The 13296-nt window shown below is 41.7% G+C and carries 12 protein-coding genes; 10 read left to right on the top strand and 2 right to left on the bottom strand.

The genetic code is table 11. The features are described 5' to 3' along the window. The first annotated feature begins 107 nt into the window (after positions 1-107). The 10 genes from petA to QUB70_RS14005 all read left to right on the top strand — a co-directional run bounded on the left by petA (position 108) and on the right by QUB70_RS14005 (position 9421). Positions 108-1097: a cytochrome f gene (petA, locus tag QUB70_RS14050; RefSeq protein WP_332981172.1), complete on the top strand. Its 990-nt coding sequence runs from the start codon at positions 108-110 to the stop codon at positions 1095-1097. Between the two features lie 111 nt (positions 1098-1208). Beyond that, a complete protein-coding gene (locus QUB70_RS14045; RefSeq protein WP_332981171.1) occupies positions 1209-2060 on the top strand; it encodes an alpha/beta fold hydrolase in 852 nt (283 codons plus the stop codon). 111 nt (positions 2061-2171) lie between these two features. Further along, on the top strand, positions 2172-2615 hold the full coding sequence (psbQ, locus tag QUB70_RS14040) for a photosystem II protein PsbQ (RefSeq protein ID WP_332981168.1): 444 nt from the start codon (positions 2172-2174) through the stop codon (positions 2613-2615). 198 nt (positions 2616-2813) lie between these two features. Next, on the top strand, positions 2814-3941 hold the full coding sequence (locus QUB70_RS14035; RefSeq protein ID WP_332981166.1) for an NAD(P)/FAD-dependent oxidoreductase: 1128 nt from the start codon (positions 2814-2816) through the stop codon (positions 3939-3941). A 767-nt stretch (positions 3942-4708) separates the two neighbouring features. Next, on the top strand, positions 4709-5194 hold the full coding sequence (locus QUB70_RS14030; protein ID WP_332981165.1) for a hypothetical protein: 486 nt from the start codon (positions 4709-4711) through the stop codon (positions 5192-5194). 332 nt (positions 5195-5526) lie between these two features. After that, on the top strand, positions 5527-6081 hold the full coding sequence (locus QUB70_RS14025) for a hypothetical protein (RefSeq protein WP_332981162.1): 555 nt from the start codon (positions 5527-5529) through the stop codon (positions 6079-6081). A gap of 45 nt (positions 6082-6126) precedes the next feature. Next, on the top strand, positions 6127-6759 hold the full coding sequence (locus QUB70_RS14020) for a GTP cyclohydrolase (RefSeq protein WP_332981159.1): 633 nt from the start codon (positions 6127-6129) through the stop codon (positions 6757-6759). A gap of 80 nt (positions 6760-6839) precedes the next feature. Further along, entirely contained in the window at positions 6840-7748 is a 909-nt protein-coding gene (pyrF, locus tag QUB70_RS14015; RefSeq protein WP_332981158.1) for an orotidine-5'-phosphate decarboxylase, read from the top strand. After that, positions 7748-8461 carry an SDR family NAD(P)-dependent oxidoreductase gene (locus QUB70_RS14010; protein WP_332981157.1) on the top strand — a complete coding sequence of 238 codons (714 nt, stop codon included), beginning with the start codon at positions 7748-7750 and terminating at the stop codon, positions 8459-8461. Before pyrF ends, QUB70_RS14010 begins: the two co-directional genes overlap by 1 nt. Positions 8462-8518: 57 nt before the next feature. After that, positions 8519-9421 carry a bestrophin family protein gene (locus QUB70_RS14005; RefSeq protein ID WP_332981155.1) on the top strand — a complete coding sequence of 301 codons (903 nt, stop codon included), beginning with the start codon at positions 8519-8521 and terminating at the stop codon, positions 9419-9421. 179 nt (positions 9422-9600) lie between these two features. Here the strand turns inward: QUB70_RS14005 and QUB70_RS14000 are convergent, their stop codons facing one another. Together QUB70_RS14000 and QUB70_RS13995 are read right to left on the bottom strand one after the other, a co-directional pair. Continuing rightward, positions 9601-10017: an NUDIX hydrolase gene (locus QUB70_RS14000; protein ID WP_332981153.1), complete on the bottom strand. Its 417-nt coding sequence runs from the start codon at positions 10015-10017 to the stop codon at positions 9601-9603. 436 nt (positions 10018-10453) lie between these two features. Then, a complete protein-coding gene (locus tag QUB70_RS13995; protein ID WP_332981151.1) occupies positions 10454-13084 on the bottom strand; it encodes a M1 family metallopeptidase in 2631 nt (876 codons plus the stop codon). Positions 13085-13296 lie beyond the last annotated feature (212 nt).

Below are 13296 nucleotides of genomic sequence, written 5' to 3'. Positions count from 1 at the left end.
TGACCAATGACCAATGACCAATGACCAATGACCAATGACCAATGACCAATGACCAATGACCAATGACCAATGACTAAATTGTTAGACCTTTGAGATTGAATACTCTGATGCCACAAATTAATTTATCTGCGATGTTTCGCCGCAGTGCCAGGACGATCGCGAAAACTGCCTTAATTGCGATCGCAGCGGCAGGATTTTTCCTCACCAGCGACATCGCACTTCCCCAAGCAGCATTTGCTTACCCTTTCTGGGCCCAGCAAACAGCACCCGCTACTCCCCGCGAAGCAACAGGCCGCATTGTTTGCGCTAACTGTCACCTCGGTGCAAAACCGACTGAAGTTGAAGTACCGCAATCTGTTTTGCCTGACACAGTTTTTGAAGCTGTTGTCAAAATTCCCTACGATACTAACGTTCAGCAAGTTACCGGCGACGGCAGCAAAGGCGGCTTGAATGTCGGTGCAGTTGTGATGTTGCCCGAAGGTTTCAAGATTGCTCCCGCTGACAGAATTCCCGAAGAAATGAAGGAAAAAGTCGGCGATCTTTACTTCCAACCTTACAGCGAAACCCAAGAAAATATTGTTTTAGTCGGCCCGCTGCCGGGTGAACAGTACAAAGAATTGGTATTCCCAGTTTTGTCGCCGAATCCCGAAACTGACAAGTCCGTTCACTACGGCAAATACCTAATTTATGTCGGCGGCAACCGCGGTCGCGGTCAGGTTTATCCGACAGGCGCCAAGACCAACAATACTGTTTATAATGCTTCGGTAGCTGGCAGCATTTCTAAGATTGCCACACCTGAAGATGGCGGTTATGAAGTAACAATTCAACCGGCAGAAGGTGCAGCGGTTGTTGATACAATTCCCGCAGGCCCAGAACTGATTGTTTCCGAAGGACAAACAGTTGCAGCCGGCGAACTTTTGACGAGCAATCCTAATGTGGGCGGCTTCGGTCAAAAAGACGTAGAGATTGTGCTGCAAAGTGCTACTCGCATTCAAGGAATGATCGCTTTCGTGGCTATAACCATGCTGGCTCAAATCATGCTGGTTCTCAAGAAGAAACAGGTCGAAAAAGTTCAAGCTGCTGAAATGAATTTCTAAGCGCGGCTGTAACTCGATTTTAAGTAAGGTGCTCGCGTGCACCCTACTGATGAGATTGTAAGTAGGGTGCGCACTGCGCACCTTATTGTTTGATAAATAACAAATAAAATAATGTCAATTGATGAGAAAGTAATTGAAGTAGGCCCGCTGCAATGGTTTTATCGGGAAACAAAACCGGTTAACGAAACTGATAAACCGCCGGTGCTGCTGCTGCACGGTTTGCCGTCCCAAAGTTTTACCTGGACTGTAATAATGCCGGATTTGGCGGCAAAGGGATTTAGATCGATCGCCCCCGATTGGGTGGGTTACGGGCGATCGACAAAACCGGACAAGCGCGACTTTGCCTACACTCCCGATGCTTTTGTTGACGCCCTCGCTGACTTTATTCAAGCTCTAGAAATAGACCGATTTTACCTCGTTGTCCAAGGATTTTTAGCTTCGGCAGGCATTCAATACGCTTTGCGAAATCCCGATAAAATTGAGCGTTTAGCCGTCATAAACACACCCGTTTCAGTAGATATAAAATTGCCCTGGAAAATGCAGCAATTTGGACTTCCTTTCATTGGCGACATGATAACGCAAGACCCGCTTTTGGTTGACAGAACCCTCGAAGGCGGAAGCCGCAAGACGATATCAGACAAAGATTTAGATGTTTACCGCCGCCCGTTTTTGAAGAGTTCGGATGCGGGTCGATCGCTAATGAATACAGTTCGCAATATTCAATTGCCGCAGTCAATGGCAGAAATTGAATCCGGCTGGAAAGCATGGACTCGACCAACTTTATTTGTGTGGGGTTTGACAGACCCTTGGCTGAGTGTTGAACCAGCTCAAAAGCTAGTTGGTTCCCTGCAAAATGCAGAGTTAGTCACACTCGAACAAGCGGGGCATTATCCTCAAGAACATTGGTCGGAAAAAGTTGGCGAGGCTCTGATAACTTTTCTGCGCCGCCAGGAGGTAAAATAATATTTTGTACCTAACTCTCGGTGCTGGGTCAGCGAAGCACATCCTCGCGGATCTGCATTCCCAGGCAAAGCCTGAGAACCAGAAATCTAAAATCTAAAATCTAAAATCCATATGACTCGTCCCCGTTCATTTTTTGCCTTGATGATGGCGTTTTTGATGGCATTTCTGGTTAGTTGCAGCAGTGTCGAAGCAAAAGTTCCAACGACTTACACAGCAGCCCAGATCCAGCAAATTCAGCGCTATGTTCCTACCCTGACAGAGTTGCGATCGCGCATGGACAAATTGGGAACCCTCATTCAAAACCGAAATTGGGTTGATACCAGAACTTACATTCACGGGCCTCTCGGCGAATTGCGTACCGCCATGAGAACCGTGTCTGGTAGTTTGTTGCCGAAATCTCAACAACAAGCTGTTGATTTGACCAAGAGTTTGTTTGCTGATTTGGTCGAGATTGACAACGCTGCTAAAGCGGTTGACTATGCGAAAGTCACGGCCAGCTATCAAAAAGCTGTCAAGGATTTCGATACTTTCTTGCAGCTAATTCCTAAAGCTTAATTGCTTTAGATAAGACGGCGGTTGAAACCGCACCTACAAAAACGAAGTCCGCCTTCGCGGACTGAAGAAAACAACGTAAAACTTGATTTTTACTGCCCGTTCTTCAACCCGCGTCGGCGGGTTTTGTTTGTATAGACGCGGTTTCAACCGCCCGGTCTTCTTCTTCTATAAAATCTCAAATCTAAAATCTAAAATTGAATGGTTCGCGTTGCAATTATTGGTTGCGGTATTATTGGGGCGTCGATCGCCTTTGAACTAAGTCAATTTCCCGAACTAAAAGTTACTGTGTTCGACAAACAGCCGCCAGCACAAGGTTCTACTGGCGCTGCACTCGGTGTTTTGATGGGAGTTATCAGCCACAAAACTAAGGGCAGAAATTGGCAGTTGAGGGAAACCAGCCTTCAGCGCTACGAAACTTTGATTCCCGAATTGGAAGCAGTTACGGGGCGAAAAATTCCTTTTAACAAACAGGGAATTTTAATGCTTTGTTCGGAGGGAGAGGATTTAAGTAAGTGGGAGAAATTGATAGCAACTCGCCGATCTCAAGGTTGGCAATTGGAACTTTGGGATGTGGAACGAGTGCGCGATCGCTGCCCTCATCTCTATTTAAATGATAAGATTATTGCTGCGATTTATTCGCCTCAAGACCGGCAAGTCGATCCGACGGCGCTAACTTTGGCTTTGGTTGATGCTGCTGAACGAAATGGGGTGATTTTTGAGTTTGGGGTGGAAGTTGAAGGAATTACTCAGTTGAATTCTCATGTGTCTCAGATTCAACTCCCATCTTCCATTACTGTCAATATGTCTTGTGGAACAGGCATCTTGCCTGTTGCTGAAAATTTCGATCGACTAATTGTGGCCGCTGGTTTGGGTTCTGCTGCTGTGACTGCATCGTTAAATCAATTGGTTGACATTCGCCCGGTGTTGGGACAAGCGCTGCATTTGCGATCGGCAAATCCTTTAGAAAATCCTGATTTTAGGCCCGTAATTACTTGCAATGACATTCACATTGTGCCTTTGGAAAATCAGGAATATTGGGTGGGGGCGACGGTTGAGTTTTCAGAAAATGGCGGGGAAATTGAGGCAAATGCTGATATGTTGGAGCAAGTGATGGCGAGGGCGAAATCGCTTTGTCCGGATTTAGCAGAAGCTACAATTATTAGGAAATGGTCGGGATTGCGCCCGCGGCCGGAAGCGCGGCCGGCCCCAATTATCGAGACGCTTCCCGGTAACAGCAACATTCTCATCGCCAGCGGTCACTATCGCAACGGTGTTCTGCTGGCCCCTGCAACAGCGCGCACAATTCGAGAAATGATTTTGCAATAATTAAGCTCGCTCAAAACTAACGCAACAGCAGTGGAAACAATGGCAACAGCCAGGCTGGCTCATGTTTTTGTAATTGCTCAACTCCCCCCTCCCCTAAAACTGGCTCAAGCGAGACAGTTTCAGATTGTGAATTTTAAGCAAAAAGCTTCTTCTTCAATAGACCTATTGCAAAAAAAATATGTGTTACCCTTAATAGTTTGCTCAAGTTTAGGTAAAACTTTGAATTATTGGGTTGATTGGCATCTCCTTAAACTTGCCGGGCCTGCTAGATTAGACCTCTTGCAAAAGTCCTTTTAATCAAATTTTGGAACGGGCTCTCCGGCCCGTTCCACAAGGAAAAATGTTTTTTGTGGGATGGGCATCTTGCCCGTCCTAGTTATTTTTGCAAGAGGTCTATTATAAAATTGCCTAAACTTTCGATAATAGCACAAAATTATTTTGCAAGAGGTCTAATAAAATTAACAAGATAATGAGGGTTTCAGCGATCGAAACGGAAAAATGAAATAATTGTGTTCAAAATTGGCAATCCTTGCCTAGAAAGGGTTTCAGAGATTTTATTTTTGTCTGTAGGGGGGGTGAGCAATTACCAATTTAAATGCAGAACAGCTTACTTAACAAAGTTTAATATAATTAAATTGTAAAAAGCTATTTTATGGTATTATGGTAAGAGCGATCGCGATACGAGTCATTAGTTTAGTTTATGAAATATTTATAAACAATAGTATATTCGTAAGCATATTCGTATCAAATTTTAGGTAAAAAGGCAGATGACTATTAGAGATTCACGGAAATTAGCAGGTGCGTGGGTGTACAAGCATCTACAAGGTTCTAACCAACAGCTACCTGATGAAGCGATCGGAACTTTCGCAAGAGCATTGCTTATTGCAGCAAAAGGCGACAACGTTGTATCACAACAGGAGAGAGATTGGGTGATTGGTTTGACAGCGGCGAAAGGTGCATCAGAAGGATTACTCGCTGAACTGGAGACATACAGTGGAGATGAGGATGTGGAATCCGTACTTAAAAGCAATCCCATCAGCAATAAATCGAGGAGAAACTTGATTTATTGTGCTATTCAAGCTAGTGATGCCGATGGTGCTTACAATGAAGGAGAAAAATCTGCCATTCGTAACATCGCATCTAAGCTAGGAGTTGGTGAAGATATTGTTGAACAAATGGAAAAGTTTTACCAAGAAGAGAAAGCACTTTTTAACAATAAAATCAGTCTTCTTTTCCCTGATGGGGTTGTTTAACTAAGTGTCATTGATGAAATGAGGCGAATAAACTAACAATAGTATAGCCTTTCTCAGAAAGATGAGGTATGCCGAGGTATGCTGCAACCCTTACATTGTCAAGCTTTTCATTGCAAAATTGGTACCTCACCTTTTAGAGAAAGGCTATATATGAATTTATCTAGATTGGAATCATTATCATAGTGTTTAATTTACAGAAATTCATAAAATTGGTTTTCCATTTTCACTAATTTTTATTGGATCTTCACATACAATATTAGTGTAAATATTTTTCCAGTTCATAGTTTCCTATCAACTGCACTAGCCCGGTTATTTAGATAAGTGGCGATAAAATGAAAAAGATTGGTGTTTTCGGTTCGGCTGTAGATAGCCAAGATTCTCTTAATCAAAAGTCCAGAAAACTTGGAGAACAAATTGCCAGAACTGGTAACAGCATTGTGACAGGAGCTTGTACTGGTCTTCCCCTTTACGCTGTTTTAGGGGCTAAAAGTTTAGGTGGATACTCAATTGGATTTTCAGCTACCTATAATCAAGAAAAACACATGGAGGTGATGGGAACTTCTCCAGAATTATATGATAGTATTATTTTGATACCGGAACATTACAAATACAAAGATAATGTGGAAGTTTGCCGCAAATATAGGAATGTTGAATCTGTAGCAGCCTGTGATGCAGCTATTTTTATTAGTGGGAGATGGGGAACATTAAATGAGTTATCAAATGCTTATGACATGAATAAAATTATTGGTATTCTAGGCGATACCGGAGGAGTCACAGATCATGTTCAATTACTGCTCAACTCTTTCAAAAAAGCCACAAAAAGTCAAGTTTTTTTTGAAAAAGATCCATTGAATTTAATTAATATGATTTCTCAAAAACTGCAATAGCTGTTTTGCTTTTAAAAAAAACAACTTAATATTGGGACATTGAAAATGACCTCAGAATACAAAATAATTAATAAAGTTTTGGAAGTTTCACTAACTATTGAAGGTGGTATTAAGAACCTAAAAATGGGAGGTTATACAATACAACACAATCAAATCGACAAAGAACACGGAATTATTTATCGAGGAAATATTCAAAATCCCACTAAACCTGTTTTATTACGACTAAATTCTGCTTGCTATACAAGCGATATTTTTGGTTGTCAAAGATGTGACTGCAACTGGCAACTACTTAGAGCGATGGAGATGATTTCTCAAGAACAAGATGGCTTGATAATTTACCATTTCGATCATGAAGGTAGAGGTGCTGGGTGGACAAATAAGTTGAAAACCTATTCGTTAATGGAAAAAAACAAATGTACGTCTTTTGAGGCATTTGTCAGTTTAGGTATTCAGCCTGATTTAAGAGATTATTCTTCTGCTATAGCTATCCTCAAAGATTTAAACATAAAATCCGTGAATCTTATCACCAATAATCTTGAAAAAGAAATTTTTTTAATCAGTCATGGGATTGAAGTAAATATGAAAATTCCTCTAGTTAATTCCAGGAAGGAATGGCAGTCTTATCTAACTTCCAAAAAAGAACAATTTGGTCATAAAATAAATGAAGAATATTTTTAATTTATCTAAATTCTAAAAAAAGCATCTTAATTATGGTATAAATAATGAAGAACATTTTCAATTAGGGTATTTCTAAATATATGCACTTTAGCGATCGACTTATTGAACAGCAAATCCAAAAGAGTGACTTGGTAGTTGGCATCGATCCGAATTTTGATTTGATGCCAGAGTTTCTACTTCCAACAAGCAATAACTATCAGGAAATTACAAGATCCTTAACTAGCTTTTCACAAGTAATTATTGACAGTTTATCGGATTTAGTTCCAGCAGTCAAGTTTCAATCTGCGTATTTTGAGCAGTTTGGAAGTAGTGGCATAAATGCTCTAGTTGAATCTATCAAGTACGCTAAAAACCACAATCTTATAGTCATTTTAGATGCAAAAAGAGGAGATATTGATTCAACTTCACTTGCTTATGCTAAGGCTTATTTAGATGGACAAATAAGACTTAAAAACGGAATAGTGATCGATTCAGATTTAGTGGTTGATTGTATCACAATTAACCCCTTTCTAGGAGAAGATAGTCTGATGCCCTTTGTAGAAGTTGCTACTAAATGTGGTAAGGGTTTATTCATTTTAGTTAAAACTTCTAATCCTGGCTCAAGCATGATTCAGGATATATCTGTAAAGGGAAAGAAAATGTTTCACCAACTGGCTGAACTGGTTAATCAATTAGGTAAGGATAGCATTGGAAAATACGGTTACAGTTGTATAGGTGCTGTAGTGGGTGCCACATTTCCTTATGAAGCAAAGCAACTAAGAGAAATAATGCCAAATGCGATTTTTCTAGCTCCTGGAGTAGGCAGTCAGGGAGGAAATATTGAAAGTATTTTTGATAGTCTCGGACACGATGGTAGAGGTGTAATTATCCCTATTTCTAGAGGTATTACATACTTTTCAAATAGAGATATGTCTTTACCAGATTATCAATCAGCCGTTCGAGAAAGAGCTATTCATTTCATTCAAACCTTGAAAAAAAGAGACAGCTAATGAGCAGTGATTTATTAATTATATTAGGTGTAGAGGGAGTGCTAGGCTCTGGGATAGCTTGTCAAAATAGAATGTCGAATATTGACATTATGGGGATAGACTTGCCAGAAGTAAATCGTCTCGATCAGATCAAATATTATATTTCCTGTGATGTTCGTGACAAGCATAAAATTAAATCAACTGTAGACCAAATTCCTATTCACGAATATGATAAAATTATTCTCATCAGTTGTATTGGTAAATTTGGTGAGCAAACATTTAACTCTCCATTTTTAGAAGAGGATAGTTTGTATGAAAGCGTCCAGGTTAATTTGCTAGGTATTTCTCATTTTATTATCTCTTTAGTGAAAAAATGTTTGAACCAAAATCTCTCAACACGGATTATAGTAGTTGGTTCTGCGGCAGCTAATGTTGGTAGTCGAGATGTGGGATATGGAATTTCTAAGGCTGGACTTAATGGTTTAGTTTTAAGTTTATCTAAGTCATTAGCTTCTCAAAATTATGTTATTATAGGTGTTAACCCAGGAATCTTTGAATCTGAAATGGCTGAAAAAGTTTCTTTAGATAGACAGTTACAAGCTGTAGAAAGTACACATATTAAGCGAAAAGGAAGCGTGAATGAAATTATAAATTTTGTCACATATCTTGCCCTTGATGCCCCTGATTACTTGACAGGTTCTATTTTAAATATAAATGGAGGTCAATATACTTAAAGAGGAAGATTTAGTAATGATTTCTTTGACAACATTCTGAAATTGGATTAAAATAACATGATGAATCAACTATTTAAAGGATCGTGGCTGCATCTTGCGTTTACCCTACGCGGATCTGTTATTCCGAATGTCTTACCTCGGGTCATTTTTGTGGGTATTTTTGGACTGATAATTACAGTTTTACATACACAAGGAGTGCCGATATTTTTTCCAAAGTTAGAAATCCTTATTCCCAGTATTCTTTTGGGTCTGCTATTGGTTTTTCGCACCAATACTGGTTATGAACGCTTTTGGCTAGGTCGGCAAGCATGGGGTGCCATAATTGGGATATGCAGCCATTTAGCAAGGCAGATTTGGGTCAACGTTGAAGAAAAAGAACCTCAAGATCGAGTGAATAAAGTTGCTGCAATGTACTCTATAGCAGCTTTTGCAGTAGCGACTAAGCAGTATCTACGTCGAGAACCTATTAATGAGGAGTTAGAAAACCTTCTGATTAAATCTCGACTGGAAAAGATTACATTGGTGAGCAACCCAGCCCTTGAAATTGCACTTTGGATTCAAGATTACCTAAAGGAGCAATGTAACCAGAATCGCCTGAATATTCACGATTTTCAAAGTTTACAGCAATTATTGAATTCAGTGCTTGATAAATTTGGTCTTTGTATATGTATTCTGATGACACCACAGCCCAGGGCTTACACTATCCATTTAAGGCAACTAACTCTGATTTATTGCTTCACCTTACCAATGCGTCTAGTTGGAGATTTTGGCTGGTTGACAAGTCCGATTATTGCGATAATTGCCTTTACTTTATTTGGGATTGAAGAGATCGCTTTGGAAATAGAAAACCCTTTTGGCAGAGATTATAATGATATTCCTCTGGATAATCTTTGTGATGTCATTATTAATGAAGTTGAAGGTGTGATGAAATTATCTCCTAAAAGCCCCAAAGCTTCTTAATTCAATACTCCGGACAGTTTTTGAGACCGAGGCTGAAACCCTCATTCTACCGTTAGCATTTGACCTCACTGAGAAGGCTGAAACCAGCATTCTGCCGTTAGTGATTGAAAACTGTCCGGACTATTGTTAATTAGCTTTTAATAAAAAGAATTAAACTTTACTAACTTAGAGGTATCTCTTCACCAAAATCTATTCGGCAAATCCCTAAGAATGACTTTCAGTTCTGGTTCATCAACCCGCTTAATTGCTTTAGGAATACTTACCCATTGCCGCCTTCTCTTGTGAGCTTCAGGCCAATTTTCGAGAACAGTTTTTACTTGCAATAAAAATACATCTACTTGCCAAGTACAGCCAGACTTGTAGTATTCATAAGTTCCCACTAAATCAGGAAACACTCGACCCAAGACACCAGCCTCTTCCCAAGCTTCCTTGGCAGCGGAATCTTCGGGAGTCATGTCAGGTTCAATTAAACCTTTCGGTATTACCCAGCGCTTACCTCCCGATGACGTAATAAGCATTAGTTCTATGTTTCCGTCTAAAATGCGGTAGGGAATCACCCCGGATTGTTCCACCAATACAATGGTTCTGCTACTCATAATTTGTGCAATAGATTTGGGTGCCAAAGCTGCTTCAAATTGATCGACAGTTCAAGACTAAAAACAAAAATTGCAGCCTGATTTTACAGAACTTACGCACGCGAGGTCAAAAACCCGGTTTCTGAGTAGCTGGTAAGGTGCGTCGCCCGAAACAATCATCGATCGTAGCGACAATCGATGAGCGACGCACCTGACTGCACACGCGAGGTCAAAAACTCGGTTTCTGAGTAAGCTGTGGAGCATTTAAACCATTAACGATCCAGGTAAGGTGCGTCAGCTAGAACGCTTACTATACATGGGAAACGCTTCTTTACGCTCCGCACCCTACTATCCTCCTTTAAATGCCGAACTGAGTAGCTGGTAGGGTGCGTCGCCCGATACAATCATCGATCGTAGCGACAATCGACGAGCGACGCACCTTACAAAATTTACTTACCTAATCTTTCTTCGCCTTAGCCTCCAAATTTTCCATCCGACTCCTCAAATCTTGATTTTCCTTTTTCACCTGGTCTAATTCCTCCCGCAACTGCTTTACCGCTGCATCAGAACCGACATTTTTCTGGACTCTTTGCACAGCTTCATCAGCCATCATACGGACGCGGCCGTCTGGAGTTTGGTCAGCTAAAGAACGCAAAATCCGAAGGGCTTTGCGAGTTTCCATTTGTCCTAATCCCGCTACTACAGATACTTGAGTCAAGAAAAACGTCTCTTTAGATAATTCGGCCAATCGCTGCAAAATCCGTTCTAAATTGACCTTGGTTTGACCAGTCGAAATTGTACCCAAAGAGCGAATTGCAGCCAAGCGCAAAGCTTGCGGAGTACCGGCGGCTGTGTATTTCAAAATCAGATTCAGCGCATCTTCTGAAGCTTTCATCTGTGCCAAACCGGAAATAGCCCCCGATCGCACAACCTCATTCCACCCCTGACGCTCTTTCAGCACCAATTTTAACTCTTTCAGTACCTGTTCGTCGGTCGGTTTTTCGTCGGGGTTAGCCCCTGCAATGGAACCCATAGCACTAGCTGCGGCCGCTTCTACATAATAGCTGTCGTCGCCTTTTTCGACGATCGACCTCAGCGCCTTATAAGTTTCGTGAGTCTTGATTTGGCCCAGCGCATTCACCACAGCGCGGCGAACCCTAGCATCTTTATCTTTCAAACCACTGGCTAAACCTTCAAAAGCTTGGTCTAGTTTAATTTCAACTAACTGAGTAGCCACTTCAGCCCGCACTCCCCAAAACCGCTCTTTTTTGAGAACTTCTGACAGCGCTTTCACAGCTTCCAGTCCTCCCTTCTTCGCCAAAGCTTTGGCTGCATAAATCCGGGAAACCGGGTCAGGGTCGAACTGTAACTGAGCTTTTAATTCGGCAACTCCATACTCTAAAACAACTGTTTTTAAGTATTTATTGCCGACATCAAAACTGATAAATGCAGGCTTCTCTTCGAGAGGGAAATAGAAGCTTTGCTCCCGTTCGTAGACTCGCACTGTGAAAGTTTTTAGGTTCGGGGTTGAAGGTGCAGAACCTTCATCATCTGCCTCTTTTTCCGGCTTGTAACCAAAGCCGATCGGAATTTTGAGGTCAAAGACATCTTTGCTGTTGCCGTTGTCATTTTTGCTATCTTTTACCTGAGTTTGTGTTACAGTCACTTTTGCTAATTTGCTGTCGCCATCCCAGGAATAAGCAACTTTGTAATCTGGATGACCGCCGCGATAAACGTACTGATCGAACAAAAACATGAGATTGCGGCCGGTAGCCTTTTCTATCGCCCTGAGCAAATCGATCGTTTCCACAGTTTTGTGAGCGTTATCCCGGACAAAAGTGTGAATTGCTTTGTAAAATAATTCGTCGCCCAACTCGGCGCGAATCATGTGATAAACGCAAGCGCCTTTTTCGTACAAATGGCGATCGTACAATTCAATGGCTTCGCGGTAAATGTGAGTAACGATCGGGCGGCGGTAGCGGGAACTATCTTCAGCTAAATAATTGCGGGCTTCATTTAACATATAGTAAGCCGCGTCTTCTTTGCCGTATTCTTTGTCAGTCCACAGCACCTCGGAATAAGAAGCCATGCCTTCTTTCAGCCAAGCATGAGACCAATGTTTAATTACTACTAAATCGCCGAACCACTGGTGAGCTAATTCGTGGGCGACTAAGCTTTCAGTACCTCGATTGTCAAGGGTGGCACGTTCATCTAACAAGCACCTATCTGTTAGCAAAGTTGTCGAAGTATTTTCCATACCGCCGAAGATGAAATCATCGACGCAGACTTGAGCGTATTTGGGAAAAGGGTAAGGATAGCCAAATGCTTTAGAGAAAAATTCAATCATTTGAGGCGTTTTGCCCATGCTGCGTTTAGCGTCTGCTTCGCGGCTTCTTTCCACGTAATAATTAACTGGTTTGCCGTTCCATTCGTCTTTGATTTCGGCGAAATCTCCGACTGCTAAGGTCATTAAATATGTCGGGTGTACCTGGGTTTGCGACCAGTGATAAATTTTATAGTCGCCGTCGTTTTTTGTGCTAATTAATTCGCCGTTGGAAATCGCAAAAAATTGTCTCGGAACTTGCACTCTAATTTCGGAAGTTGCCAACTGTCCGGGATAGTCGAAACAGGGAAACCAGAACCGCGAATCTTCGTCTTCGCCTTGAGTCCAAACTTGTGTTGGTTTGTCTGGATAGTGTTTGTCCGGGCCGACGAAATAGAGGCCGCGCTGGGGTTTTTCGACCGAGTATTCGATCGCAATTGTAATTGGTTGGTAAGCTTCTGTTGGTTCGTGCAGTTGAATTTGCAGCACTTCGCCGTCGCTGTCGAAATTTTGCTCGGTTTCGCCGACTTTTACTGATTTAATATTCAGATTTACAGCATCTAAGGTTAATTTGTCAATGCCGCTGCGGACTGGATTGATGCGGATGCTGCAAGTGCCGCGAAAGCTTTGTTTGGGAATATCCAGCACTAAGTCGAGGAAAATATGCTCTACTTGACCGGGGCGATCGGGGTTGTAGTGGGGTCTGGCACCGGGCATCTCGAAGGATTTGTGACTGTTTTCAGAATCAAAGTAAGTGTGTGACATTATGATGGCAAAGTTGTGAGTCGATCGGCGATCGCTGGTGTTTTCGCTGCTGCGGAACTGCCAGCTTATTCTAGAGTAGCGCGTCCCGCTGCTGTTGTCTCTAATCTTATTAAAAACTTGGCTGATAATTGCCGGATCGAAAATATGAATTGTTTGCTACAATATCAGCAAGGCTAATGTCTGCAATCATCAGCCTGCAATTGAAATTGAGA

It is taken from the genome of Microcoleus sp. A003_D6, assembly GCF_036702825.1.
Classification (GTDB): domain Bacteria; phylum Cyanobacteriota; class Cyanobacteriia; order Cyanobacteriales; family Microcoleaceae; genus Microcoleus.
This window is presented reverse-complemented; position numbering and strand designations above follow the sequence as displayed.

Excerpts from the sequence above, each read along its gene's own strand:
- QUB70_RS14030 (WP_332981165.1), top strand. The coding sequence starts at position 4,709 with ATGACTATTAGAGATTCACGGAAATTAGCAGGTGCGTGGGTGTACAAG.
- QUB70_RS14035 (WP_332981166.1), top strand. The coding sequence starts at position 2,814 with ATGGTTCGCGTTGCAATTATTGGTTGCGGTATTATTGGGGCGTCGATC.
- pyrF (WP_332981158.1), top strand. The coding sequence starts at position 6,840 with ATGCACTTTAGCGATCGACTTATTGAACAGCAAATCCAAAAGAGTGAC.
- QUB70_RS14000 (WP_332981153.1), bottom strand. The coding sequence starts at position 10,017 with ATGAGTAGCAGAACCATTGTATTGGTGGAACAATCCGGGGTGATTCCC.
- petA (WP_332981172.1), top strand. The coding sequence starts at position 108 with ATGCCACAAATTAATTTATCTGCGATGTTTCGCCGCAGTGCCAGGACG.
- QUB70_RS14005 (WP_332981155.1), top strand. The coding sequence starts at position 8,519 with ATGATGAATCAACTATTTAAAGGATCGTGGCTGCATCTTGCGTTTACC.
- QUB70_RS14025 (WP_332981162.1), top strand. The coding sequence starts at position 5,527 with ATGAAAAAGATTGGTGTTTTCGGTTCGGCTGTAGATAGCCAAGATTCT.
- QUB70_RS14010 (WP_332981157.1), top strand. The coding sequence starts at position 7,748 with ATGAGCAGTGATTTATTAATTATATTAGGTGTAGAGGGAGTGCTAGGC.
- psbQ (WP_332981168.1), top strand. The coding sequence starts at position 2,172 with ATGACTCGTCCCCGTTCATTTTTTGCCTTGATGATGGCGTTTTTGATG.
- QUB70_RS14020 (WP_332981159.1), top strand. The coding sequence starts at position 6,127 with ATGACCTCAGAATACAAAATAATTAATAAAGTTTTGGAAGTTTCACTA.
- QUB70_RS13995 (WP_332981151.1), bottom strand. The coding sequence starts at position 13,084 with ATGTCACACACTTACTTTGATTCTGAAAACAGTCACAAATCCTTCGAG.
- QUB70_RS14045 (WP_332981171.1), top strand. The coding sequence starts at position 1,209 with ATGTCAATTGATGAGAAAGTAATTGAAGTAGGCCCGCTGCAATGGTTT.